This is a genomic window from Terrisphaera buseokensis (genome assembly GCF_047521145.2).
Lineage (GTDB): Bacteria > Verrucomicrobiota > Verrucomicrobiia > Opitutales > Opitutaceae > ER46.
Map to the genome: position 1 here is coordinate 2,632,074 of NZ_CM134186.1, position 21,895 is coordinate 2,653,968.

At 65.4% G+C, this 21,895-nt stretch carries 14 protein-coding genes and 1 pseudogene; 8 read left to right on the forward strand and 7 right to left on the reverse strand.

What is annotated here, in order from left to right; all coding sequences use genetic code 11:
- Positions 1–416 precede the first annotated feature (416 nt).
- From ACLJEU_RS09605 to ACLJEU_RS09625, 5 genes and pseudogenes are all read left to right on the forward strand, one after another.
- Positions 417–1,700: pseudogene (locus tag ACLJEU_RS09605) on the forward strand (ABC transporter substrate-binding protein); the annotation flags it as partial.
- A gap of 687 nt (positions 1,701–2,387) precedes the next feature.
- Positions 2,388–3,395 (forward strand): ABC transporter permease, encoded by a 1,008-nt coding sequence (locus tag ACLJEU_RS09610; RefSeq protein ID WP_414662630.1) that lies wholly within the window; start codon positions 2,388–2,390, stop codon positions 3,393–3,395.
- 43 nt (positions 3,396–3,438) lie between these two features.
- The gene (locus tag ACLJEU_RS09615) at positions 3,439–4,179 is read left to right on the forward strand and encodes a superoxide dismutase (protein WP_414662393.1); all 741 of its coding nucleotides are present in this window, start codon (positions 3,439–3,441) and stop codon (positions 4,177–4,179) included.
- 78 nt (positions 4,180–4,257) lie between these two features.
- Entirely contained in the window at positions 4,258–5,229 is a 972-nt protein-coding gene (locus ACLJEU_RS09620; RefSeq protein ID WP_414662394.1) for a helix-turn-helix transcriptional regulator, read from the forward strand.
- 202 nt (positions 5,230–5,431) lie between these two features.
- On the forward strand, positions 5,432–5,806 hold the full coding sequence (locus tag ACLJEU_RS09625; protein WP_414662395.1) for a VOC family protein: 375 nt from the start codon (positions 5,432–5,434) through the stop codon (positions 5,804–5,806).
- Between the two features lie 404 nt (positions 5,807–6,210).
- Here ACLJEU_RS09625 and ACLJEU_RS09630 read toward each other — a convergent pair whose 3' ends face one another.
- The 4 genes from ACLJEU_RS09630 to ACLJEU_RS09645 all read right to left on the reverse strand — a co-directional run bounded on the left by ACLJEU_RS09630 (position 6,211) and on the right by ACLJEU_RS09645 (position 14,881).
- Positions 6,211–7,278: an IS630 family transposase gene (locus tag ACLJEU_RS09630; RefSeq protein ID WP_414662396.1), complete on the reverse strand. Its 1,068-nt coding sequence runs from the start codon at positions 7,276–7,278 to the stop codon at positions 6,211–6,213.
- Positions 7,279–7,452: 174 nt separating this feature from the next.
- A complete protein-coding gene (locus tag ACLJEU_RS09635) occupies positions 7,453–10,203 on the reverse strand; it encodes a PVC-type heme-binding CxxCH protein (RefSeq protein ID WP_414664752.1) in 2,751 nt (916 codons plus the stop codon).
- Positions 10,204–10,356: 153 nt separating this feature from the next.
- Positions 10,357–13,830 (reverse strand): hypothetical protein, encoded by a 3,474-nt coding sequence (locus ACLJEU_RS09640; RefSeq protein WP_414664753.1) that lies wholly within the window; start codon positions 13,828–13,830, stop codon positions 10,357–10,359.
- Between the two features lie 244 nt (positions 13,831–14,074).
- Entirely contained in the window at positions 14,075–14,881 is an 807-nt protein-coding gene (locus ACLJEU_RS09645) for an enolase-like domain-containing protein (protein WP_414664754.1), read from the reverse strand.
- Between the two features lie 274 nt (positions 14,882–15,155).
- On the opposite strand from ACLJEU_RS09645, the gene ACLJEU_RS09650 reads away from it, so the two are divergent.
- Positions 15,156–16,604 carry an arylsulfatase B gene (locus ACLJEU_RS09650; protein ID WP_414664755.1) on the forward strand — a complete coding sequence of 483 codons (1,449 nt, stop codon included), beginning with the start codon at positions 15,156–15,158 and terminating at the stop codon, positions 16,602–16,604.
- 133 nt (positions 16,605–16,737) lie between these two features.
- On the opposite strand, the gene ACLJEU_RS09655 is transcribed toward ACLJEU_RS09650, so the two are convergent.
- Positions 16,738–18,111 (reverse strand): Gfo/Idh/MocA family protein, encoded by a 1,374-nt coding sequence (locus tag ACLJEU_RS09655; protein ID WP_414664756.1) that lies wholly within the window; start codon positions 18,109–18,111, stop codon positions 16,738–16,740.
- A gap of 154 nt (positions 18,112–18,265) precedes the next feature.
- On the opposite strand from ACLJEU_RS09655, the gene sorA reads away from it, so the two are divergent.
- Together sorA and sorB are read left to right on the forward strand one after the other, a co-directional pair.
- Positions 18,266–19,513: a SorA family sulfite dehydrogenase catalytic subunit gene (sorA, locus tag ACLJEU_RS09660; protein ID WP_414664757.1), complete on the forward strand. Its 1,248-nt coding sequence runs from the start codon at positions 18,266–18,268 to the stop codon at positions 19,511–19,513.
- Positions 19,510–19,845, forward strand: coding sequence for a SorB family sulfite dehydrogenase c-type cytochrome subunit (gene sorB / locus ACLJEU_RS09665; RefSeq protein WP_414664758.1), 336 nt, complete (start codon positions 19,510–19,512; stop codon positions 19,843–19,845). The genes sorA and sorB overlap by 4 nt, the downstream gene beginning before the upstream one ends.
- A 54-nt stretch (positions 19,846–19,899) precedes the next feature.
- On the opposite strand, the gene ACLJEU_RS09670 is transcribed toward sorB, so the two are convergent.
- A complete protein-coding gene (locus ACLJEU_RS09670; protein ID WP_414664759.1) occupies positions 19,900–21,357 on the reverse strand; it encodes an ammonia-forming cytochrome c nitrite reductase subunit c552 in 1,458 nt (485 codons plus the stop codon).
- A 59-nt stretch (positions 21,358–21,416) separates the two neighbouring features.
- Complete coding sequence (gene nrfH / locus ACLJEU_RS09675) at positions 21,417–21,893, reverse strand: cytochrome c nitrite reductase small subunit (protein ID WP_414664760.1); 477 nt, start codon at positions 21,891–21,893, stop codon at positions 21,417–21,419.
- Positions 21,894–21,895 lie beyond the last annotated feature (2 nt).

The window sequence follows — 21,895 nt, forward strand, 5'->3', positions numbered from 1 at the left end:
CGCCCGCTCGCGTTTTCCTGACGCCGAAGAGCGTTGCCTTGCCGAAACGCCGGGCCTTTTTTGCGGCTCTCTTCACGACTGTGCCAAGGCGCCTCCTGGTTTACCTCGCCGGACTTGCCGCTGCCGCGTTCGGTTTCACCGCGCTGCTGTATGCCTTTGGCTATCTTTTCCGGCCCGAGGTCGCGAAGCCGCCCGCGCCTCCGCCGCCGGCTGAACTGGCCGCGGTCGAACGGGCGCGCGAAGCGTCCCACCAACTCGATCTCGCGCATCCGCCGGTTATCACGCGGCAGGTCGATTACGCGGCGGCCGACAACGCGGTCTGGCGTCCGCGCGGCGAATCTCCCCTTCTGGCCGAGCTGGTGCGTGACGGCCGGCTGCCGCCTGTGGCGGAGCGCACCGGTTCCGAGCCCGTCGTGATGCAGGGCGTCGATGGCCTCGGCCGGTACGGCGGCACGTGGCAGCGGCTCGTGAATTCCATCACCGACTTCACGACGATCTACTGGCGGTTGTCGGCGGCGAATCTCGTGCGCTGGTCGCCGCAGGGCTATCCGTTGGTCCCGCACGTGGCCAAGGCCTGGGACGTCTCGCCGGACTTTCGCGTCTTCACCTTCGAGTTGCGGCGCGGCATGCGCTGGTCGGATGGCGCGCCGTTCACGGCCGACGACATCGTGTTCTGGTATGAGAACGAGGTGAAATATTTCAACGCGCAGCCGAAGTTCCTGCGCGCCGGTGCGACGCAGGGCAGCGTGACGAAGATTGACGCCCTGCGCGTGCGCTTCGAGTTCATGCAGCCGAACCCGCTTTTCCTCGAGCGGCTGGCGTCGACCGGCATGAACTTCGAGGATCACACTGAGCACATCGTGCCGGCGCACTACCTGCGGAAATTTCATCCGACCCTCGGCGATCCCGAATTGATCCGACGCACGATGGAGGCCTTCGAGCTCACGAGCCCGGTGGCCGTGTACAGGAAGATGAAGCACTACATGAACCCGGAGCACCCGCGGCTGTGGCCGTGGGTGTTGCAGACGTACAAGCCGACGGCGCCGCAGACCTTCGTGCGCAATCCATACTACTGGGCGGTCGACACCGAGGGCAACCAGCTGCCGTACCTCGATCGGCTCGTGATGGATTTGCGGGCAAACAACCTGATCGGCGTCGCGGCGGCCAATGGCGAACTCTCCATGCAGGATCGTCACATCCGCTACGACGATCACATCATGCTCCTCGGCGGCGCGGCGGCGCACCAGTACGAGGTCTATCACTGGAAACCCAGCACGCAGTCGCTCTTCACGCTGTTCCCCAATCTCAACCGCCGCGTCGATCCCGCGCGGCCGGAAACGCGGTGGAAGCACGAACTGCTCAACGAGGCGCGCTTCCGCCAGGCGCTGTCACTCGCGATCAACCGCCGCGACATCATCAACGCCGAGTTCAACGGCCAGACCGAGCCGGCGCAGATCGCGCCGCCGCCGGATTCGCCGTACCACAACGCGCGACTGTTGAAATCATTCACGGACTTCGATCCGGCACGCGCGAATCGGCTGCTCGATGAACTCGGTCTCACGCGGCGCGACGCCGAGGGCTTCCGAACGTTTCGCGATGGCACGCGCATGACCTTCACGCTGAACATCACTGACTACACCACCGACGGTCCGGCGCAGTTCGTGATCGACGACTGGGCGCGGGTGGGGGTGCGCGGCCTGATGCGTTCGCGCGCGCGCCGGTTGTTCGAGCAGGAAAAGCTTACATACGAGCACGACTTCACCGTGTGGACCGGCGAGAGTGAATTCTACCCGCTGGTCGAGCCGCGCAATTTTGTCCCAACGTATTTCGAGTCGTTCTACGCGCCGGGCTTCGGTTGGTGGTATCAATATGGAGGACTCCACGGCGATCCCGCGGCTAACCGGCCCAACGCGATCGAGCCGCCGCGCGGCCATCCGTTGCGGCGCGCGATGGAATTGCTCGATGAGGCGAGCGCGATGACGAGCGAGCCGGATCGCGTCGCGAAATTCAACGAGGTGCAGGAAATCGCGGCGGACAATGTGTGGACGATCAGCATCGCCACGCCGCCGCCTCAGCTCGTGGTGGTGAAGAAGGGCTTCAAGAATGTCCCGCGCACCGCGCTCTTCGGCGCAAATTTTCAGTCGCCGGGCAACGCCGGCATCGAGACCTATTTCTGGGAGAAGCCCGTGGAAGATCCCGCGATTGTGGCGCAGACGAAGGAGGCGATCGTGACCGTCACGCCGTGGCCGCGCTCGCTCGAGGCGGCCGAGGCCGCGGAAGGCGGCGCGAGTGCGCTGACCGTGACGCTGCGCTCGCTCCTGGCGCTGGCGTTGGTCGCCGGTGGCGCGCTCCTGACGCTCCGTCACCCGCTGATCGGACGACGCCTGATGCTCATGGTGCCGACGATGCTCGTCGTTTCGGTGATCGTGTTCACGCTCGTGCAGCTGCCGCCGGGTGATTTCGCGGAGATGCGTGTCGCGCGGCTCGAGATGGAAGGCACGGCGGCGAGCGAGGAACTCGCGGCGGATCTGCGGAAGAACTTCCGCCTCGATGAGCCGATGTGGAAACGCTACGCGCGTTGGATGGGCTTCACGTGGTTCACGAGCTTTCACCCGCAGGACACCGGATTGCTGCAGGGGAATCTCGGGATTTCGATGGAGCACGAGAAGCCCGCGCGCGAAGTGCTCGGCGATCGCATCGTGCTCACGGTGGTCGTGTCGGCGGCGACCGTGCTGTTCACGTGGTTGTTCGCACTGCCGACGGGAATCTACTCGGCCGTCCGGCAGTATTCGCCCGGCGACTACGTGCTGACGTTCATCGGCTTTCTCGGCGTGTCGGTGCCGTCGTTCCTCTTCGCGCTCGTCCTGATGTATCTCGCGCGCCGCTGGTTCGGGCTGAGCATCGCCGGTCTCTTTTCACCGGAGTTCGCCACGATGCCCGGCTGGACCTGGGCGAAATTTGTCGACCTGATCGAACACCTCTGGCTGCCGGTGCTCGTGCTGGGTTTCGGTGCGTCCGCGGGCATGATTCGCGTGATGCGGGCCAATCTGCTCGACGAGTTGAAGAAGCCGTACGTCACGACCGCGCGCGCCAAGGGCGTGCGGCCGCTGCGCCTGCTGTTGAAGTATCCGGTGCGGCTCGCGTTGAACCCCTTCATCTCGAGCGTGGGCGGATTGTTTCCCCATCTCGTTTCGGGCGGCGCGATCGTCGCGATGGTGCTGAGTCTGCCGATGGTGGGACCGACGCTGGTCGACGCGCTGGTCGCGGAGGACGTTTACCTCGCCGGCTCGTTGCTGATGGTGCTCAGCCTGCTGGGCGTCGTTGGCACGCTCTGCAGCGATCTGCTGCTGCTGTGGCTGGATCCGCGGATTCGACTCGGCGGCGGGGCAACGTGATCCGCCGCTTGCCAGCGGCACAGGTCGCATTACGTTGCGGGCCATGAATTCCCCTGAACCTGTTTCGCGTCGGACGGTGTTGAAAAGCCTCGGTGCCGGCGCGGCGGCGCTGGGACTCGGAGCCGTGGGCTCCACCGGGTTGCACGCGGCCTCTGCGCCGGCCAGCGCCACACCCCAGCCGTTCACCTTGCCGAAGCTGGCATATGCCTACGACGCGCTCGAGCCGCATATCGATGCGAAGACGATGGAGATTCACCATTCGAAGCATCATCAGGCGTACATCACGAATGCGAATAACGCGCTGGCGGCTCAGCCGACGCTGCAAAAAATGTCGGCCGAGGACATCGTCCGGAATCTGGCCACGCTGCCCGAGGCGGTGCGCATGGCGCTGCGGAACAATGTCGGCGGCCATCTCAATCACGCCTTCTTCTGGCAGGTCATTGGGCCCAACGGCGGCGGCGCGCCGACGGCTCCCGTCGCGACGGCGCTGACGAAAGCGTTCGGTTCCGTCGACGCGTTCAAGACCCAGTTTGCGGATGCCGCGACGAAGCGGTTTGGCAGCGGCTGGGCGTGGCTCGTAGCGAAGGACGGCAAACTTGCCATCACTTCGACCGCCAACCAAGACTCGCCTCTCACCGAAGGCGCGACGCCGCTGCTCGGTCTCGACGTATGGGAGCACGCTTACTATTTGAAGTACCAGAACCGACGGGCCGACTACATCACGGCGTTTTGGAACGTTGTGAAGTGGGATCGCGTCGCGGCGAATCTCGCGGCGGCGAAGTAAGGGGTTCGGGAGAGAACTTGTTCCGCCGCGAGGCGCTCGTGGATGCGAGCGCCGGTCCGTGGCGGCGGGGAGCGTAAGATGAACCGCACCGATCGGCTCGTGGCGATGGTCATGCACCTGCAGGGGCGGCGGCTGGTCCGCGCCGAGGACATGGCGGAGCATTTCGAGGTGAGCGTGCGCACGATCTATCGTGATATCGCGGCGCTCGGGGAGGCGGGCGTGCCGATCACCGGCGAGGCCGGCGTCGGGTACAGTCTGGTGAAAAGCTATCATTTGCCTCCGGTCATGCTGACCGAGGATGAGGCGTCCGCGTTGTTTGTTGGCGGGGCGATGGTGCGCGAGTTCACCGACGCCTCGCTGAGCGGGCCGATGAGTGCCGCGATGGACAAGCTGCGGGCGGTGTTGCCGCGCGACCGCCAGGAACACGTCGAACGGCTCGCGCGCCAGACCGTGGTGATGGGCCGGGCCGGCAGTGTCCCGACCGATCCGGCGGCGCAGCCCTGGTTGCTCGCGGTGCAGCGTGGCGTCGCGCAACGGCGCGTGTTGCGGCTGCAGTATCGTGCGGGTGGCCGGCAGGAGGAAACGCGGCGCGACGTCGAGCCGCTCGGCGTGGTGTTCTACGGCGGCGGCTGGTATCTCGTCGCGTGGTGCCGGCTCCGCGGCGACGTGCGGCATTTTCGCACGGATCGGATCCGCGCCCTCGATCTGCTCGCTGAACGCATCCCGCCGCGCCCGGACTTTTCACTCGCGCGTCACCTGGACGAGCAAAGGAAACGCGGTGAAACGCTGCCGGCGCGGGTGTGGTTTGCCGCGGAGGTGCAGGCGCGGGCGCGCGGTGAAAGCTATGCGACGCTCGTGGAGGATGGCGTGCGCGACGGTGGCGCGGAGTTCACGCTGTTCACGTATTCCCACGAGTGGCTGGCGCGTTGGATTCTGTCGTTTGGCGCGAAGGCCGAGGCAGTGGAGCCGCCGGAGTTGCGCGAACTCGTGCGGGCCGAAGCGGCCGCGGTCGCGGCGCTCCACCAGGAGACGGCGACGGCATTGCGCTAACGCGGCGTGACCCGGAAGCGCCGGCCTCGTATCGGCATCGAGTCAAAGCAGACGTGACGCCTGCGCTCCCGGACGTGCGGGGTGAGGGCACCCCGCGTACAGGGAACTCGTCGAGTGCGCGGGGAGTTTTGGGTCATAGGCCGCTCCTGACATAAGGCTGTCACGCGGGCGTGCTACGGTGCGGACCAGCACCTGTTCCACCATGATTCGCATCAAAGAAATCGCCTTCACCGGCTACCCTGTGACTGACATCGCCCGCGCGCGGGCTTTTTACGAAGGAGTCCTGCACCTCGTCTCGACCGTGCGCTACGAACACGATGGCCGGCACTGGATCGAGTACGACGTCGGTCCCGCCACCCTCGCGATCTCCAACATGGCCGCGGAAAAGTGGAAGCCGTCGGCCGACGGACCGTCGCTGGCGTTCGAGGTCGAGGATTTCGACGCCAGCGTGCAGGCGCTGCGGGCGGCACAGATTCGGTTCGCGCTCGAACCGATGGATAGCGGCGTTTGCCGCATGGCGATCGTGCTGGATCCGGATGGCAACTCGCTCGCGATCCATCAGCGCAAAGCGACATGAAGCCCGTGGATTTTCCCGCGCGGCGGACAAAAACGGGCGTTGCGACGCCGCGACCACATAGCGCCACGCGAGTCCGTCCGCGAAGCGGTTCCACCCCGCAATCCGCGGCGGCGATGACGGCCCTCAGTGCCGTGCTGTTGTCCGCGTGGACGCGGCGCCGGCCGCCGCAGTGAACGCGTGTAACTGCGGGCGCGCCTCGTGCGCGCCCAAGAAGCCTATCAAACCACAAAGCACAAACGGCACGGAGGATGAGACAACGAAACGGAAGTAAACCGGTCTTACCACGAGGGTGAATTCATTTGGCCAGACATAATTTCCTTCGGCGGATTTCTCCGTGGCCTCTGTGACTTTTTAGTTCAATTCCAACTGCGGAAGTTATACCAATCGCCGTTATTAATTAGACTTTAGGTTGGCGCGCCAGCGTTTACGCCGTCGAAGAGCCAGCCGTGGCCGATCAACTCCGCGACGCGGGCGCGCTCGGTGCGCCATGGTCGCAGCGCGGCGAGCAGGTGATCTTCGAGGCGGCGCAGGCTCGGATAGAGCCGATTGCAGATTCGGTCCTTCACGAGGTCACCGAGTTTCTCGACCGGGTTGAGTTCTGGGCTGTAGGGCGGCAGGGGCAGCAGTCGGACGTTCTTGGGCAACCGCGGATCCGCGACTGGCAGGTGGAAGCCGGCCTGGTCTTGGATCACGACATGCAACGCCGCCGGATCCGTGGCGCCGAGCTGTTGTAGAAACAGCGCATGCACGTCTTGGTCGATGCACGGGGTGAACAGTAGTTCCAGGCGGTTGGCGCCATCGACTTCCAGCGCCTCGTGGAGGTAGCCCCACTGATAACGCGTCGCATATGGGGCGTGCACGCGGACCCCGCGTTGGCCCCAGACCCGACGGATCACGGGCAACAAGCCATAGCGGTGCTCATCGAGCACCCACAACCGCACCGGTTGTCCGGTGCGCGCGGCCGGACCGGCGAGCGTTTCCAGTTTCAGGGGCAGTTCGGCTTTGAAGGCCGCGGCTTTGGCGGGATCCTTTTTCGCGTGGCTCTTGCGAGGCACTTTGAGCCTTCCGCCCAACCGGCGCAGCACCTTGAGGGCACCGCTCTCACTGAGGGTTTTGCGGGTGCGCTTCTTAATCCAAGCTTGGGCGTCCTTCGCGCGTCGGAACTGCCCGGCGGCCAACCGTTCCAGGAACTCGGTTTGCACGGCCCCACGCACGGCCGGCCGGTTTCCCGGCGCCTTGCCCCGCTGCAGCAGAGCGGCCACGCCGCCGGCGACGACCTTGTCCCGATACGTGAACACCGTCTGCCGCGACACATCCGCAATCTTCATGATCTCCGCCACCGTCAGTTCGTGCTGCGCGATCAGCCGCACCACCAGCAGGCGCCGCCGCGCCCAGTCCGGCTGGGACTGCGTCCACGCCGCCTCAATCTGCGCCACCACTTCCTCACCCAGCTTCGGTAGAGTTCTCGCCATGCCCCGGACTACGCCAAAGTGACCTGCTTGTATAGTCTAAACATTAACGGCTATTGGTATTAGGTTGAAACATCGTTGAGGCGCGCCCGATTTCTCCCCACCAGCGATTGAGGCAATAAAAAGGGCGGGTCTTGCGACCCGCCCTTGGCGTGAAATGAAGCGACGGACCGCCGCTTATTGCGTCTTCAGGTAAGCCGCGATGTTCGCGACGTCCTGCGCGGTCAGCCCGAGCTGTTCGGCGCTCAGCATGAGCGAGCGGCCGAGCGGCATCCGGTTGCGCACCTTGCTCGACGGAATCATCTGGGTGAGGCCGCCCATGGACTTGATGATGATCGGATCGCCGTTGCTGAGCACGATGCCATGCACCTGGCCGCCATCCTTCAGGTTGAGCTGCATGCCGTCGAAGCCGTGCGAGATGTCGGCTGACGGATTGATGATGGCATTGATGACCACCTCGGCGGTCTGCGCCTTGCCGAAGCCATTCAACGCGGGACCGTAGTCGTTGCCCTTGCCGCCGATGCTGTGGCAGAGGAGGCAGGCCTGTGCGCTGGCCGCGCCCTTCGCGACGTCGCCCTTGAGTTTGGCGATTTCGGAAGCGGCCGGCAATTTGGTGGCCTCGGGTTCCGGCACGACGCTCGGGGTGACGCTCACTGTCGCGGGATCATAGAGGCCGCGTTCCTTCAGCACCGCGTCGATGCCGGCGTCCTTCCAGCGAAGGTCCTTGTAGTTGAGCAGCCACCACATCGCGTGATCCTTGACCGCGCCGCCGGCCTTCTGGGCCGTGTCGACGAGGGCGAAGGCGGAGGCCTTGGTCGGAATGAAGCCGAGCGCCGTGACGGCGGCGATGCGATCCTTCTCCGTGAGTGACGTGGCGTTGGCGCGGGCGGCGAAGGCGGTTTCGGCGCCGACCGGCGTCAGGCGCCAGATCAAGTTCGCGTAGCTGGCCGGCCATTTCGCGGCGTCCTGTCCGGGGGCTGTGGCGGCGAGCGCAGTGTACATGGCAGCTTCCTTGCCGGTGCAGCCGGTGCCCCAGGCTTCGAGATAGGCGCGGTCCTTGCCGTCATAGCCCTTGGCGATCGCGAGCAGGATTTCGCGGGAGCCGTCGAGCGGGACGTCGCGCATGGCGATGGCCACATCACGGCGAACGGCCGGCGAGGAATCGTTGGCGAGGACGCGGGCGTTTTCGAGGACGCGGTGGTTGACGCGACGCAGTGCGCGGAAGGCGGCGATGCGCATCAGCGGGTCGGAGTTGCGCAGTTGTTCCTCGGTCTTGGCGAGACCCTGGCTTCCGAGCTGGGCCAACAGGAACACGGCGCGACCGCGAACGTACGGATTGCTGTCCTTGAGCAAGGCGGCGACCGGGTTCACCGAGGACGCGCCCGCTTCCTTCAGTTTCATGAAGCCCAACGCGCGCACGTTGACCGCGGGATTCTTGAGCGCGGCGATCTGGCCCTCGGTCGTGCTCAGATCGATCTTGGGCGTCGTGAGCTTCTTTCCTTTCGGCGTGATGCGGTAGATGGCGCCGGCGAAGCTGCTGTCGAGCGCGGCGTGGCCACCGGTGCGGGGATCGAACCAGTCGGCGACGTAGATCGCGCCATCGGGACCGACGGCGACGTCGGACGGCCGGAACCACGTTTTCAAATCATCGGCGCGGAGTTTGCCGCGTTGCGAATCGATGCCGCCGAATTCCTCGTTCTTATTCGTGGTGAGAAACGGAAAGCGATCGAGCTTGTAGCCCGCGCCTTCGGCCTTCGGGAAGTAACCGAAGACAACATTGCGCGAGGTTTCGCAGCTCAGCAGCACGCCGCGCCACTTGGCACCGAGGGCGTCGCCCTCATAGGTGACGATGCCGGTCGGGGCACCGTTGCCGTAGACATCGCCGGCGGGAACTGTGCCGGGATCGTCCTGCCGCCATTCGGCGATTTGGGTGGTCTGGCCGGGACGCTTGTCGGCGTTCCAGCTGCGCACGCCGTCGCGCGAATTGAAGCCGAGATTGCCGTATTCCTGCAGGTAGGACGTGCGGGCGGCGGGCGGATCGTCGTTGTCGTTGTGAAACACATCGCCGAACGACGTCACGGTCTGCTCGTACGAATTGCGGAAATTGAAGCCGATCGCCTCGACGTTCTTGCCGTCGGCATCCATGCGGAACGCCGTGCCGCCCACGTAGACGTGACCGTCGTCGCTCTTCTGACCGGCGTATTCGGGCGGGCGCTGGTCATTCTGGGGAATGCCGCCACCGCTCTTGCCTGGATCGTAGTGACTGCCGTTGCGGAACGTGCGGCCCGAGCGATCAGTGAATTTCGCGCCGGCGTTGCCGTGGTTGAAGTACCATTTGCCGTCGGGGCCGAAGGTGACGGAGTGGAGCGAGTGGTCGTGATTGCGGCCGTCGAAACCGGTGAGCAGGACTTCACGCTTGTCGATCGCGGGATCGAATTTGCCGTCGCGATTGACGTCGGTGTAGACGATCAAATCGGGCGCGCAGGAGACGATGATCTTGTTGTCGATGACTGCCACGCCGAGGGGCGCGAGCAGGCTTTCTTCCTGGACGAAGACGCTGCTCTTGTCGGCGACGCCGTCGCCGTTGGTGTCCTCGATGACCATGATGCGATCACCGGCCGGATCCTTGCCGGCGTGGCGGCGGTAGTTGTAGGCCTCCGCGACCCAGATGCGGCCCTGGGCGTCGATGTCGATGTTGGACGGATTGCGGAAGAGCGGAGTGCGGGCCCACAACTTGACCTCGAGGTCATCGGGCACCGCAAACATCGCCGTGGGGATGAACGGCTCGGGCGGATCGATTTGGGCTTGGGCGGCTTTGGCGGGTGGCGGACCTTTGGGTGCCTGGGCTGGGGCAACCGCCGGAGAAGCCACGATGAGAACGGCGAGTGCGAGCGCGCGACGCCGGGAAGGGCGGGGGTGGGAGATCATCCCGGCCACACAAAACGCGGGTCTGGCGCGTGGCAATGACGCGTTTTTTGTCGTCGAAAAAAACAGCCGCGGACGCGCCGGTCCCCTTGCGGGGAACCCGCCCCGCCGACGCGCATGGACGGAGGCGGAGACGCGAACCGGCTCGCGATGGGACTACTCGACGAGCGCGGGATCGACGCCGAGGGTGCCGACGAGCTGCTTGGGATAGCCGGGGTCGCGGGCGGCGGCAGCGGCGGCGCGAGCGGCGGTAAGTTTTTCACGGATGCCCAGCCCGGTCGCGAGGTCGGAGTAGTTCGGGCGCGCGAGGAAGTTTTCCAGGTAAGCCACTTGCCGGTCCCGCTGGGCGATGTCGCGGCGCTGTTGCGCCGCAAGCCGGTCGCGATACCACTCGCTGCCGAGCATGGTTTCGCGGGTGAAGAGCGCGCGCACCGCGGGATCGGCGGCCGTGCGATCCTGCCACGTGCCGTCGCGCATGATGTGGAGCAAGGCCTGCAACGGCGGCACCGCATGCGCGATCGAACCGTCGGCGAAATAACTTTCGGCGGCCGTCCGCATCGCCTGCACAATGTTGCTCATGCCAGTCGCGAACACCCCGGCGTCCTGCAACTCGGGCCGCAGTAACTCCTCGTCGAACAGCGTGCTCGGGTTTCCGAGGACGCGCCCGCAGAAGGTCTGCACGAAACGCGAGGTCACGCGCCAGCCCAGCCGGCTGGCGAGCACCGGCTTGCCCTCGTGGACCCAGTCGGTGCAGCGCTCGAGGTAGCCGTTCTCGATCAGATAGTGCGGCGTGCGTTCCTCCGGCGACATGCGTGCCCAGATTTCGGGTACAAGCAGGCTGATGTCGTGATCGACGCGGCAGCGCGGACCGACCCAGCCGGCGGCGGACGAAAACACCGGGAGATTCGTCAGCACGTAGGAGACAAACGCGGCGTTGAGATCGTGGATCGGGGGCAGGGCGTTGAACGGCCCCTTCGTCATCGCACCCTCGGAACCCGCGCCGGTGGTGGACGGCGATTTACCGGTCAGGCTCGCGATGAAATCCATGAACGCCTCGGGCAGTTCCTGGTAATGCAACGGACCGAAGACGCACATCGGCTTCACGCCCGGCTCCGGCGGATTGAGCCGGCGGCCCGCGAGCACGGCGCCCACGGGGAAGAGCGCCGTCGCGCCCGCTGGCACGCGGCGGTAAAGCTGGGCGCCGACCTGCGCGAGATACGTCGTGCGCGGATCCTCGAGATCGGGCCGCAGCTGGAGATAGCGCGGGTTTTTCGAGGGCTTGCCGTCAACGATGCGCGGGTGGGCGGGCGAGGCGAGGAAGCTCGGACGGTCGGCCGAGCAGAACTCGCGGAACAACGTGCACACCGGATCGGTGAACGCATCGAAGCCGATGGCGTCGTCCACGATCGTCCACGCCATCGCGCGCGTCAGCGGTTCGTAGTTGGAGAAGAAATTTCCCGGCCGCGAAAAATCACGCTCGGTGCGTTTGTCGTAGCCGCGGTGAATCGCCTCGTCCGGCCGCTGGAAGAGCGCCGCCTCGCAGTTGTGCACGAACTTCAACGAGCCGTCGCCCTTCGCGCCGGCCGCGGATTTCGCGAGACCCTTCAGTGCGCGCGCGGGAACGACGATCGAGGCGGTGATGTCGTCTTCGGCCTGGATCTTCACCGCGGGATGAAAGTCCTTGCGCAGGCTGAACGTCCGCCAGCCGCCGTCGGGCGTGAAGCCGACGCGCAGGAAGTGCGTCATGGCCTTTTCACGGTGGAACTTCAGCTCGTTGCCCGGCCGGCCGTTGATCGTGTCGACGGTGAAATGCCGGCGCCAATCCGCGCCCCATTCCGGCTTGTAGACGCGCTTGATCAGCAGCACGAGGTCGAGGATGTAGCGCGGGATGGTGCCGAGCCAGGTGTTGTACTCGTCGGTGTAGTCGTCGCCGCGGCTGAGCAGCTTCACGACCGAGCCCAGCGAGCGCTCGGAACTGAGCAGCGGCCGGCCCTGCGGCTTGTTGCGCGCGGGATCGCGGAAACGCTGGCCGTATTCACGTTTCAGGATCGCGTCGATCGCGTCGAAGTCGGTGGCGAGATCGCTGACGAAGTTCGGCGCCGTGAAGATCGCGTCGGCGATCGACTTGGAAATCTCGGACTTGCCGCCGCCGGACACCGTGCACGGCTTGTGACACAGCACGCCTTCGGCCGTGGTGCCGCGCAACCGCCAGCGGCGACCGTCGTCGGGTTTCACCATCTCGACCTTGTAGCCGGACGGCAGCAGGTAGGTGTGACGTGGCACCAATCGAATCGACTGCGCCTGGCCGCCCGCGTCGGTCCAAGTGATTGTCTGCTCGCGCAGGGCGAAGAAGGCATCCTGGGGCACGTAACAGACATCCGGGTACAGCCGGTCGCGCGCCCAGCCGCCGGGCTGCGGTTCCGCGCGATCACCGAGCTGCGCGAGGGCTTCCTCGAAGGTGTGATCGACGATGGCGAGATGCTTGCTGAGCTGGAAATCCTCGCCGAGGTCGTAGCTCGGAAACACAATCGCGCCGCCGGCGTGTTCCTCCTCGCACTGGCCGAGCAGGTTGGCCGCAAAGCTGATCTGCGCCTTCACGTCCTTTTTGCAGTAGCCGAAGTAGTTGTCGGAAATCAGCGTGACGATCACGCCGTGCGTGTCGCGGGCGGTCAGCTTGAAGGCGACGCCGTCGTTGTAGAGCTCGGCCGGATTCTTCCAGCACATGCCGTCGCGGCGCTGGCGGGGCGTGGCGTCGTCCCACGCCGGCAGACCGAGTTCACGCTTGGTGAACGTATTCAGATGCGTGGCCAGGATGACGCAGCCGGTGTGGCCGGTCCAGTGCTCGGGATCGAGCGCGGCATCGTTTTCCGGCAGGTGCGGGTCGCCGGCGTTGCCAAAAATGCGCTCGATGAAATCGAGATTCGCCACCAGCGAACCCGGCACGAAGAAACGGGTTTCCATCGCGCGTTGCGGCGTGAAGCCCGGGACCTCGGGGCACACCACGGGCCGCAAATGGAGCGACACAAAACACGCGGCCGGCTTCGGCGCCGTGGCGGTGAACGGCAGTTGCATCAACGCGGTCGGCGGAGTCAGCGCGCGTTGCAGCAGCCGGCCGAAGACCTCCGGTGGCACGGCTTTCTTGTCGTCGGGAACGGGCACGCCGACATCCGCCACATGGAAAATTCCCTGCGTGGTCCGGCGGTCGCTGCGCGGATTATGCAGCACGCCCTGACGCACCCGATGAGAGGCGAGGATGTCGCTCTGGTGACGGTCGGCGTCGGGCGGGAGCGACAGCACGCGCGCCAGTTCCGGCCGATCGAGCACGAGGGTGAGGGCGGGCAGGTGCGGAATCTCGCCGTCAGCTGGCGTGCGCGGGGCGGCTCCGACGTGACGGTTGATGAAATCCTGGATGCGCTGGTCGACGGGACACAGGTGGCGGGCGAGGGCGCGGTCCTTTTCCCGACTCAGAGCCAGAAAGTGATCGACGAGCGGGGCGAGGCCGTCGGCGGCGGACGGGGCGGCGACGCCGGGCTGGTTGATCTCCCGCAGCTTGAGATTGAGATAGGCAATCAGTTGAGAGTCATGTTCGCCGGTGTTGGCGAGAGTCGTGGAAGCCGCGGTGGTGCCCATGATTGGAAGTTCGGAATGTGATCAACTGCAGAAATCGCACCAACATTCCGGCAGAGTGTGCGGCGGGCAACGTTGATTGGTGTCAAAAATGCGGCAGCGCCGGCGCCAATTGGGCCCGGAAGTGGGAATCGGCGACGCCCCGCGTTGATGCGGATGGTAAGGAAGTGGGTGCCGGCGACCCTCCGAAACGACCGCGGATGCAGGCCGGTGTCCTGCGCTCCCGGAATGGAGTCGGCGGACGCAATCAAGGGCGCACAAAAAACGGATTGTAGGTTTCCCCGGGCCGCGAAGGTGTCATCGTGCTCGCGTAGCGCTGGGTGAGACTCGACAGGACGGCGTCGACGCTGTCCTTGTCGAGCAGCGGGAGGGTGATCCGCGGACGCAGCTGCTGCCAGTAGTCCTGGAGGATTTCCACCATGCGGCGCGTGCACCAGCTCCGGCTTGCCTGGGAACGCAGGAGCGCGGCCTCCAGGCCCACTTCGACGAACGTGTGCAGGGGGAGTTCGACGCGCTTCAATTCCTCCACGACGAGGTCGAGGGGATTCACGGAAATCCAGTCAACCCAGACGACGCGGCGAAAGTTGGGCATCGCGGGCAGCCGCACCTCGCGGCCGGTGGTGCCGTGCGCGTATCCGTTAATCGCGGACGAGATCTGCGCCAGCTGGCCGTCGCGTTCTTCGAGGCGCACCGCCGCTTCGCGAAGGAGGCTCATGCTCGTCGCGCAGGTTGCGGGGCTCGCGCCGGGGGCCGCGGCCGCCTGTCGCAGAGCCTCTGCCTCGCGCAGGAATTGACTGATCGCCTCGCGCAACAGGCGCCGGAGGCAGAACTCCCATTCGTTCAACAGCCGCTGGATGCGCGCGCAGCGTTGGTAGTCGGAGTTCGTGAGGTCGAGATGCGTGCCGAGTCCGGATTGAATCCGGCGTTGCAGCCAATGACCAAACCGATCGAGACGCGCGAGGCGGGCCTCCCACGCAGCGACGCTGTTTTTGCCCACCGCCAATTCGCTTTCCCAAAACGTCTCGAAACCCTGCGTGCCCCCAGGTGCCGGCAAGGGTGAGGCCAGTCGTCGCTGGCCGGCGTGTTCCTTTTCCAATGTGACCAGTTGCCCCAGTGCCAACTCCCGACACCGTGCGACGTAAGTATCGTCCCGCAGCAGGTCTAGGATTGTTTCCGGCACATCCATTTCTTGAATTATGTATGAGGAGATGTCCTCAGGCAATTGAATCTGATCCCGTGAAAACACGTAGGTGGGCGTGTCGCCTTGAGCGGCGATTGAGCGATCCTTGCGTTGGCGGCCGCACTCCACTCACTCAATGAAAATCCCCATGCGAATTTCATTTTTCTTCGGGCTGCGTTTTTTCCTGACCGTGCTGGCGCTGGCGGCGACGACCGCGCTGGCGGCAACAAATGCGTCTGCCCCGCGGCCTCACGTTGTTTTTATTCTGGCGGACGACTTGGGCTGGGGTGATGTCGGATTTCACGGCGGCGAGATCAAGACGCCGCAGATTGATCGTCTCGCGGCGGCGGGCGCGCGGCTCGATCAGTTCTATGTGCAGCCCGTGTGTTCGCCGACGCGGGCCGCGTTCATGACGGGGCGTTATCCGATTCGGCACGGCTTGCACGTGGGGGTCGTGCGGCCGTGGGCCCGCTACGGGCTGCCGCTCGAGGAGCGCACGCTGCCGCAGGCGCTGAAGGAGGCGGGCTACGTGACCGCGATCACCGGCAAGTGGCACCTCGGTCATTTCGAGCCGGCGTATCTGCCCACGCGGCGCGGTTTCGATCACCAGTATGGGCACTACAACGGCGCCCTCGATTACAACACCCACGAGCGCGACGGAGGCTTTGACTGGCACCGCGACGACAAGGTTGCCCGCGAGGAAGGCTACGCGACGGATCTGATTGCCAACGAGGCCGCGCGCCTGATCGGCGGTCACGACGCGGCGAAGCCGCTCTTTCTCTACGTGCCGTTCAACGCCGTGCATTCGCCCTTCCAAGTGCCGGAACGTTATCTCGCGCCGTATGGAAATCTGAAGGGCAACCGCCGGCTCTATGCCGGCATGCTGGCGGCGATGGACGAGGGGATTGGCCGCATCGTCGACGCCCTCGAGAAGAAAGGTCTGCGCGAGAACACGCTGATCGTGTTTTGCTCCGACAATGGCGGGCCGGCTCCGGGCGTCGTCACGAGCAACGGCCCGCTGCGGTCCGGCAAGGGCACGGTTTACGAAGGCGGCGTGCGCGTGCCAGCGGTCGCGGTGTGGCCGGGAAAAATCAAACCCGGTGCGATTGTTTCCGCGCCGCTGCACATCGTCGACTGGTACCCGACGCTGCTGCGGCTCGCGGGCGTGTCGTCACCGCAAAAACTTCCGCTCGACGGACGCGATGCCTGGGCCGCGATCACGCAGGGTGCGGCGTCGCCGCACGAGGACATCCTGCTTAACATCACGCCGCTCGGCGGCGCGGTGCGAGCCGGGGACTGGAAGCTGGTTGTGGGCGGCCAGTACTCCGACGTCGACGGCGGTCCGGGCGAGGGCAACGGCAAGGCGGGCAAGAAGGCCGGCAAGAAATCAGGCCAGGGTGCCGACGGTGCGAACGTCGAGCTCTTCAACCTGAAGCTCGATCCGTACGAGAAGACCAATCTCGCCGGCAGTGAACCGGCGCGCGTAAAGGAACTGCGGGCCCGCCTCGACGGTTACGCGCGCGCCGCGGTGCCGTCGAAACAGGCGCCGCGCGCCGACGATTTCAAGGTACCCGCCGTCTGGGGCGAGCGCGAGTAGGGCGGAGACGACTCCGTTGGCCCTCGCCGCGGACCACCCGCAGTCACTCCGCGCAACTCCAGGAGAAACGCCGGAGACCCAAAACCGAATTCCGCGGGCCGCGGTTTCCGGTATCCGGTTTCCGGGTTCGCGCCTACAGCCCCGCGACTTCCCAGCCCTTGCGGTAGCTGCGCCGCACGTACTGGTTCGCCGACTGCTCGTTTTCGAATTGAAGCTTGGCGGCATCCCACGCGAGCGTCTTCTGCGGGAAGCGCACGGCCACGCTGCCCAGCAGCACGGCTTCGGTGAGCGGGCCGGAATAGTCGAACGACGCGCCCGGCGTGCCACCCTTCATGCAGGCCTCCGCCCACAGGCTCCAGTGGTGGCCCTGCTCGGCCGTGGGCAGCACGTAGTCTTTGAACTTGGCGACTGGATACAGCTTCGGCGCCGCCACGTGCGGGATGTGCAGCACGCCCGCGGTGCCGATGATGATCGAACCCTGGTTGTCGGGTTCCCCCTTGCGCTTCGACGCCTTTTCCTTCGCGGCGTCGATCGTCGCGGGCGACTCGATCAGCGCGCGAATGTCCGCCGGCGGCCGCGCGTCGCCATCGTACCAGGTCACGGCGACGGTCTTGCCCTCGGTGTACTTCGTGCCGGGGAAAACGTAACGGATGTTGGCATTGATCGACCAGTTCCACGCGTCGGGTGCCGGACCTTCGGACCGGAGCGACAGCGGCGACGTCAACGCGAGCGCTTCGAACACGGGATCGAAGATGTGGCAACCCATGTCGCCGAATGTGCCGGTGCCGAAATCGAGCCGCTTGCGCCAGTTGCCCGGGTGATAATAGCCGGTCACGTACGGACGCGGCGCGCAGCCACCCAGCCACAGATCCCAGTCGAGACCCTGCGGCACGGGATCGGTCTTCTGCGGCGGCTGGCCGAGGTCGCCCCACTTCTTGTTACTCCAGGTGTGGACTTCCTTCACCTTGCCGATCGCGCCGCTCTGTACGACGGCGACGGCCTGACGGTACACCTTGTACGAATGGATTTGGATGCCCATCTGCGTGACGAGCTTCTTCTCGCGCGCGTAGTTCGTGAGCATGCGCGTCTCATAGATGTCGTGCGCGAGCGGCTTCTGGCAGTAGACGTGTTTGCCGAGCTGCATCGCCGACATGGCGATCGGGGCGTGCATGTGATCGGGCGTCGAGACGTTCACCGAGTCGATGTTGCGGCCTTCCTTCTCCAGCAGCTGACGCCAGTCCTGATAAACTTTCACGTCGGGGAACGCCTCCTTCAGCGGCTTGATCCGGTTCAGGTCCACCTCGGCCACCGCGACCAGCTTCACGAACGGATTGCTGGTGATCGCCTGGATGTCGGCCCACGCCATGCCGGCGGAGCCGAAGCTCGCGTGCCGCAGGACGCCGCTCGGCGTCGCGGCCCGCAGACTGCGGGCGATGAAGGGAGCCGCCACGCTGGCGGCGCCGAGGGTCTTGAGGAAAGTGCGGCGGGTCGGGGAGGGGAGCGACATGGTTTGGAGTGGTGGGTAACCTTTTGGTTACTGCCGCAGCGGTTGGCAATCCCGCGCCGGGATAAAATAAGCGCGATTAGAAAGGGATCTGCCTGCGCCGATGGAGGCGAACGGCACTTGCGCTTGTTCGTCGCGACTCCAGCGTGAAGCCCGCATGAGCCGATTCAGTGCCCGCCCCGTCGATCGCATGAACCGCCGGACGTTTCTTCAGGCGTCTGGTTTGCTGGCCGCCGGCGCCGTGGGCGGCGGTCTCGGTCCCCGATTGCTCGGCGCCGACGGTCGCGTCGTGCTGCCCTTTGAAAATGGCGAACGCGAGCTTGTGACGTTTCCCCAGAAGCGGCCGCTCATCTGCCTGACGAGCCGGCCGCCGCAGCTCGAAACGCCCTTTGCCGTCTTCAACGAAGGCGTGCTCACGCCGAACGACGCCTTCTTCGTCCGTTATCATTTGAGCGACATCCCGACTTCGGTCGATCCCGCGACCTTTCGCGTGCGGGTGCGCGGCAAGGTCGCGACGGCGCTGGAACTTTCCCTCGACGATCTCAAGAAAATGGGACCGCCCGTTGACGTCGTGGCGGTGAACCAGTGCTCGGGCAACAGCCGCGGCTATTTCAAACCGCGCGTGAATGGCGGTCAGCTTTCCCATGGCGCCATGGGCAACGCGCGCTGGACCGGCGTGCCGCTCCGCACGGTGCTGGAGAAGGCCGGCCTCGCGAAGGAAGCGCGGCAGGTGGCTTTCAACGGCCTCGATCGACCTCCGCTCGAAACGACGCCGGATTACGTCAAGGCGCTCGATGTCGATCACGCGCTGGATGGCGACGTGATGCTCGCCTGGGCGATGAACGGCGCCGACCTGCCGATGTTGAACGGTTACCCGTTGCGGCTCGTGGTGCCCGGCTACTACGGCACGTATTGGGTGAAGCACGTGAATGACATCGAGGTGCTCGACAGCGTCTACACTGGCTTCTGGATGGCCTCGGCGTATCGCACACCGGCCACGCCCGGGCGCGTCATCGAGCCCGGCACCGCGCCGAAACGCACGGAACCGATCGATCGGCTCACAATCCGCTCGTTCATCACGAGCGTGACCGACCAGGCGAAGCTGCCCGTCGGTCGCGAGACGATGGTACGGGGCATCGCGTTCGACAGCGGGCGCGGATTGCGCGAGGTCGCGTTCTCGAGCGATGGCGGACGTTCCTGGCGCGTCGCAGAGCTGGGCGAGGATCTTGGGCGGTACTCTTTCCGGGAATGGCGGATTGGCGTGACGCCCGCGCAACGCGGCCCGCTCACGCTGATGGCCCGCGCGCTCAACCGGCTCGGTGAATCCCAGCCGCTCGAACCGTTGTGGAATCCCGCCGGCTATATGCGCAACGTCGTCGAAACCGTCAACGTGGAGGCCGTATGAAGTCCCGCCGCCTTGCCTGCCTGTTCCCGCTGCTTGCCGGCCTGCCGCTCCTGGGGGCGTTGGACATCAAGCTGCCGGAGGAGAAGACCCGGCTGCTGGAGTCTCCATTGCCCGGATACACCCTTGCGCAGACGTTCTGCTACACCTGTCACTCCACCGAGTACATGCGCTACCAGCCGGTGTCGGCGCGGCCGTACTGGCAGGCGACCGTGACGAAGATGCAGAAGACGTTCGGGGCGCCGATTCCCGATGCGGCGGTCGCGCCGATCGTCGAGTATCTGGTGAAGACCTACGGCGCCGAACGCACGGTAGCACCAGCCGCCGGGAAATAGCCGGCGGCGCTTGCCGCGCCTTGAGTTGCCAGGATCTGGCGGGACGCGCTTCGTCTACGGCTTTGCGGCGGCGGGCTTCACGTCGCGGGCGACGGCCAGTTCGCCCTGGCGGGCGTAGTCGATGGCTTCGGCGAGGATGCGGGCCGCTTCCTGCGGCGCGTGGAAGCCCATGGAGTTTTCCGCGGCCACGAAATCGAGCCGCCACTGCGCCTGCCGCTGGAAATCGCGCGCGGCCTTGAGCTGGGCATCGGTGGCGCCGGTCTTTTGCGCCGCGACCACCGCGTCAATCAGGCCGACCACGGCCTTTTCGCCGCGCGTCAACAGCGCGGCGTTGCGATCCTGCACGAGCAGGGCGCGGGCGGTGATTTCCTTTTCCGGAATGCGGTGGCAGGTCTGGCAGGCCTGAGAGACATTCAGCAGCGGCGAACGGACGTGATGGTTGCTCACCTTGATTGCACCCTCGCGCACGTAAGGCATGTGGCAGTCGGCGCAGGACACGCCGCTGCGGGCGTGAATGCCCTGGCTCCACATTTCGAACTCGGGATGCTGCGCCTTGAGCACGCTGGCCCCTGACTCCTTGTGCTTCCAGTCGGTGTGGCCGACTTCGTTGTAGTAGGCTTCGATCTGTTCGACCTTCAGGCCCTTTTCCCACGGATAGGTCACGACCTTGCCCTCGCCCTTGAAGTAGTACTCCACGTGGCACTGGGCGCAGACCATCGAGCGCATCTCCTGGCGCGTGGCGTCTCCATTCGGTTCATACTGCCCCTTGCGGCCCTCGCGGCGCCAGCGCTCGATGCTGGGCAGATGGGGCGTGGGATAATCGGAGCGGGCGAGGGCCCGGATGCCGTTGAGGAAGCCCGGACGGTTGACGCGGAGGTTCATGTTCTCGGCGTCGTGACAGTCGATGCACGACACCGGGTGCTCGACCACCTTCACGGCTTCGGAGTACGGCATCTTGCAGACGATCTCGAAGCCCTTCTGCATCTGCGCCTCCCAGTTGGCCTTGCCCGGCGGCACGCCGGCCTTGAGGCCTTCATTAAGATACAGGTTCACGGTAGAGGCGTGGCATTGAAGGCAGGCGCCGGGCTGTTTGAAGTTCGTGACGCGCTCCGTCTCCCTCTGATCCTGGAGCATGTAGGCGTGGCCGCGCTCCTCGCGATAATCGACGCCAAACGCGTAGCCGGCGAAAATGCGGCGCCACGCCGGATCGGCGTCGAGGTGCTGGAACGCCTCGCTGCCGCCATGACTCGTGCGCTCGGTGTCAACGGTGCGCTTGTAGCTGTCGTACTGGCGCGGATAATTTTTGCCCCAGATCGCGGGATCGATTGTCTGGTCGCTGACCTCGACGACGCGAAACACATCCTTGGTCGCCTCGGCCTTCCGCGTCACCACGTTCTGGTAGAGCAGCAGCATGAGAAACGCTGCGACGGCGGTGCCGGTGAGGAGCGCGACAAACACCCAGAGTGCGACACCGCGATTGCCGGCGCGACGGTAGGAGGGAGCGGATTTCATGGCGGAAAAGGGAGCGACGAAACGTGGCGGGAGTGGAGCGGCGGTTGGGCGTTGCCCGCTTATCGGACCGGACCGTGGCCGACCTCGCGGTGACAGTGGAGGCAATCGAGCATCTTCTGCGGATTGCCGGGATGAGTATTGATGCCATCGACGACCTGCTGGTGGCAGCCGACGCAGTTCTGCTGGAGCACCGCCACGTTCTTCGGCCGAATCATGATCGGCTCGTGAAAATCCTGGAGCGTGAAGCCCTTCGAGTGCCAGAAGCCGTTCTCCGCCTTGCTGAGATACTTCGCGAAAAAGCTGTGCGGCGTGTGACAGTCGTTGCAGGAGGCGACGGCGTGGTGCGGCGACTTCTGCCAGCCGTCGAACTGCTCGCGCATGATGTGGCAGTTCATGCACGCGCGCGGGTCGTTCGAAAAATACGACAGGCCGTGGGCGAAGGTAAACGTGTAGGTGCCCAGCCCCGCGAAAAGTCCCGCCACTGAAGCCGTGGCCAACAAAAGCAGAAGCTTGGGGCGCGAGAGGGGGATTTTCATCA

Bases quoted from the DNA above. Each gene is read 5' to 3' on its own strand.
- sorA (WP_414664757.1), top strand. From the start codon at position 18,266: ATGAGCCGATTCAGTGCCCGCCCCGTCGATCGCATGAACCGCCGGACG.
- ACLJEU_RS09650 (WP_414664755.1), top strand. From the start codon at position 15,156: ATGCGAATTTCATTTTTCTTCGGGCTGCGTTTTTTCCTGACCGTGCTG.
- ACLJEU_RS09655 (WP_414664756.1), bottom strand. From the start codon at position 18,111: ATGTCGCTCCCCTCCCCGACCCGCCGCACTTTCCTCAAGACCCTCGGC.
- ACLJEU_RS09625 (WP_414662395.1), top strand. From the start codon at position 5,432: ATGATTCGCATCAAAGAAATCGCCTTCACCGGCTACCCTGTGACTGAC.
- sorB (WP_414664758.1), top strand. From the start codon at position 19,510: ATGAAGTCCCGCCGCCTTGCCTGCCTGTTCCCGCTGCTTGCCGGCCTG.
- ACLJEU_RS09670 (WP_414664759.1), bottom strand. From the start codon at position 21,357: ATGAAATCCGCTCCCTCCTACCGTCGCGCCGGCAATCGCGGTGTCGCA.
- ACLJEU_RS09615 (WP_414662393.1), top strand. From the start codon at position 3,439: ATGAATTCCCCTGAACCTGTTTCGCGTCGGACGGTGTTGAAAAGCCTC.
- nrfH (WP_414664760.1), bottom strand. From the start codon at position 21,893: ATGAAAATCCCCCTCTCGCGCCCCAAGCTTCTGCTTTTGTTGGCCACG.
- ACLJEU_RS09640 (WP_414664753.1), bottom strand. From the start codon at position 13,830: ATGGGCACCACCGCGGCTTCCACGACTCTCGCCAACACCGGCGAACAT.
- ACLJEU_RS09630 (WP_414662396.1), bottom strand. From the start codon at position 7,278: ATGGCGAGAACTCTACCGAAGCTGGGTGAGGAAGTGGTGGCGCAGATT.
- ACLJEU_RS09635 (WP_414664752.1), bottom strand. From the start codon at position 10,203: ATGATCTCCCACCCCCGCCCTTCCCGGCGTCGCGCGCTCGCACTCGCC.
- ACLJEU_RS09610 (WP_414662630.1), top strand. From the start codon at position 2,388: ATGCTCATGGTGCCGACGATGCTCGTCGTTTCGGTGATCGTGTTCACG.
- ACLJEU_RS09620 (WP_414662394.1), top strand. From the start codon at position 4,258: ATGAACCGCACCGATCGGCTCGTGGCGATGGTCATGCACCTGCAGGGG.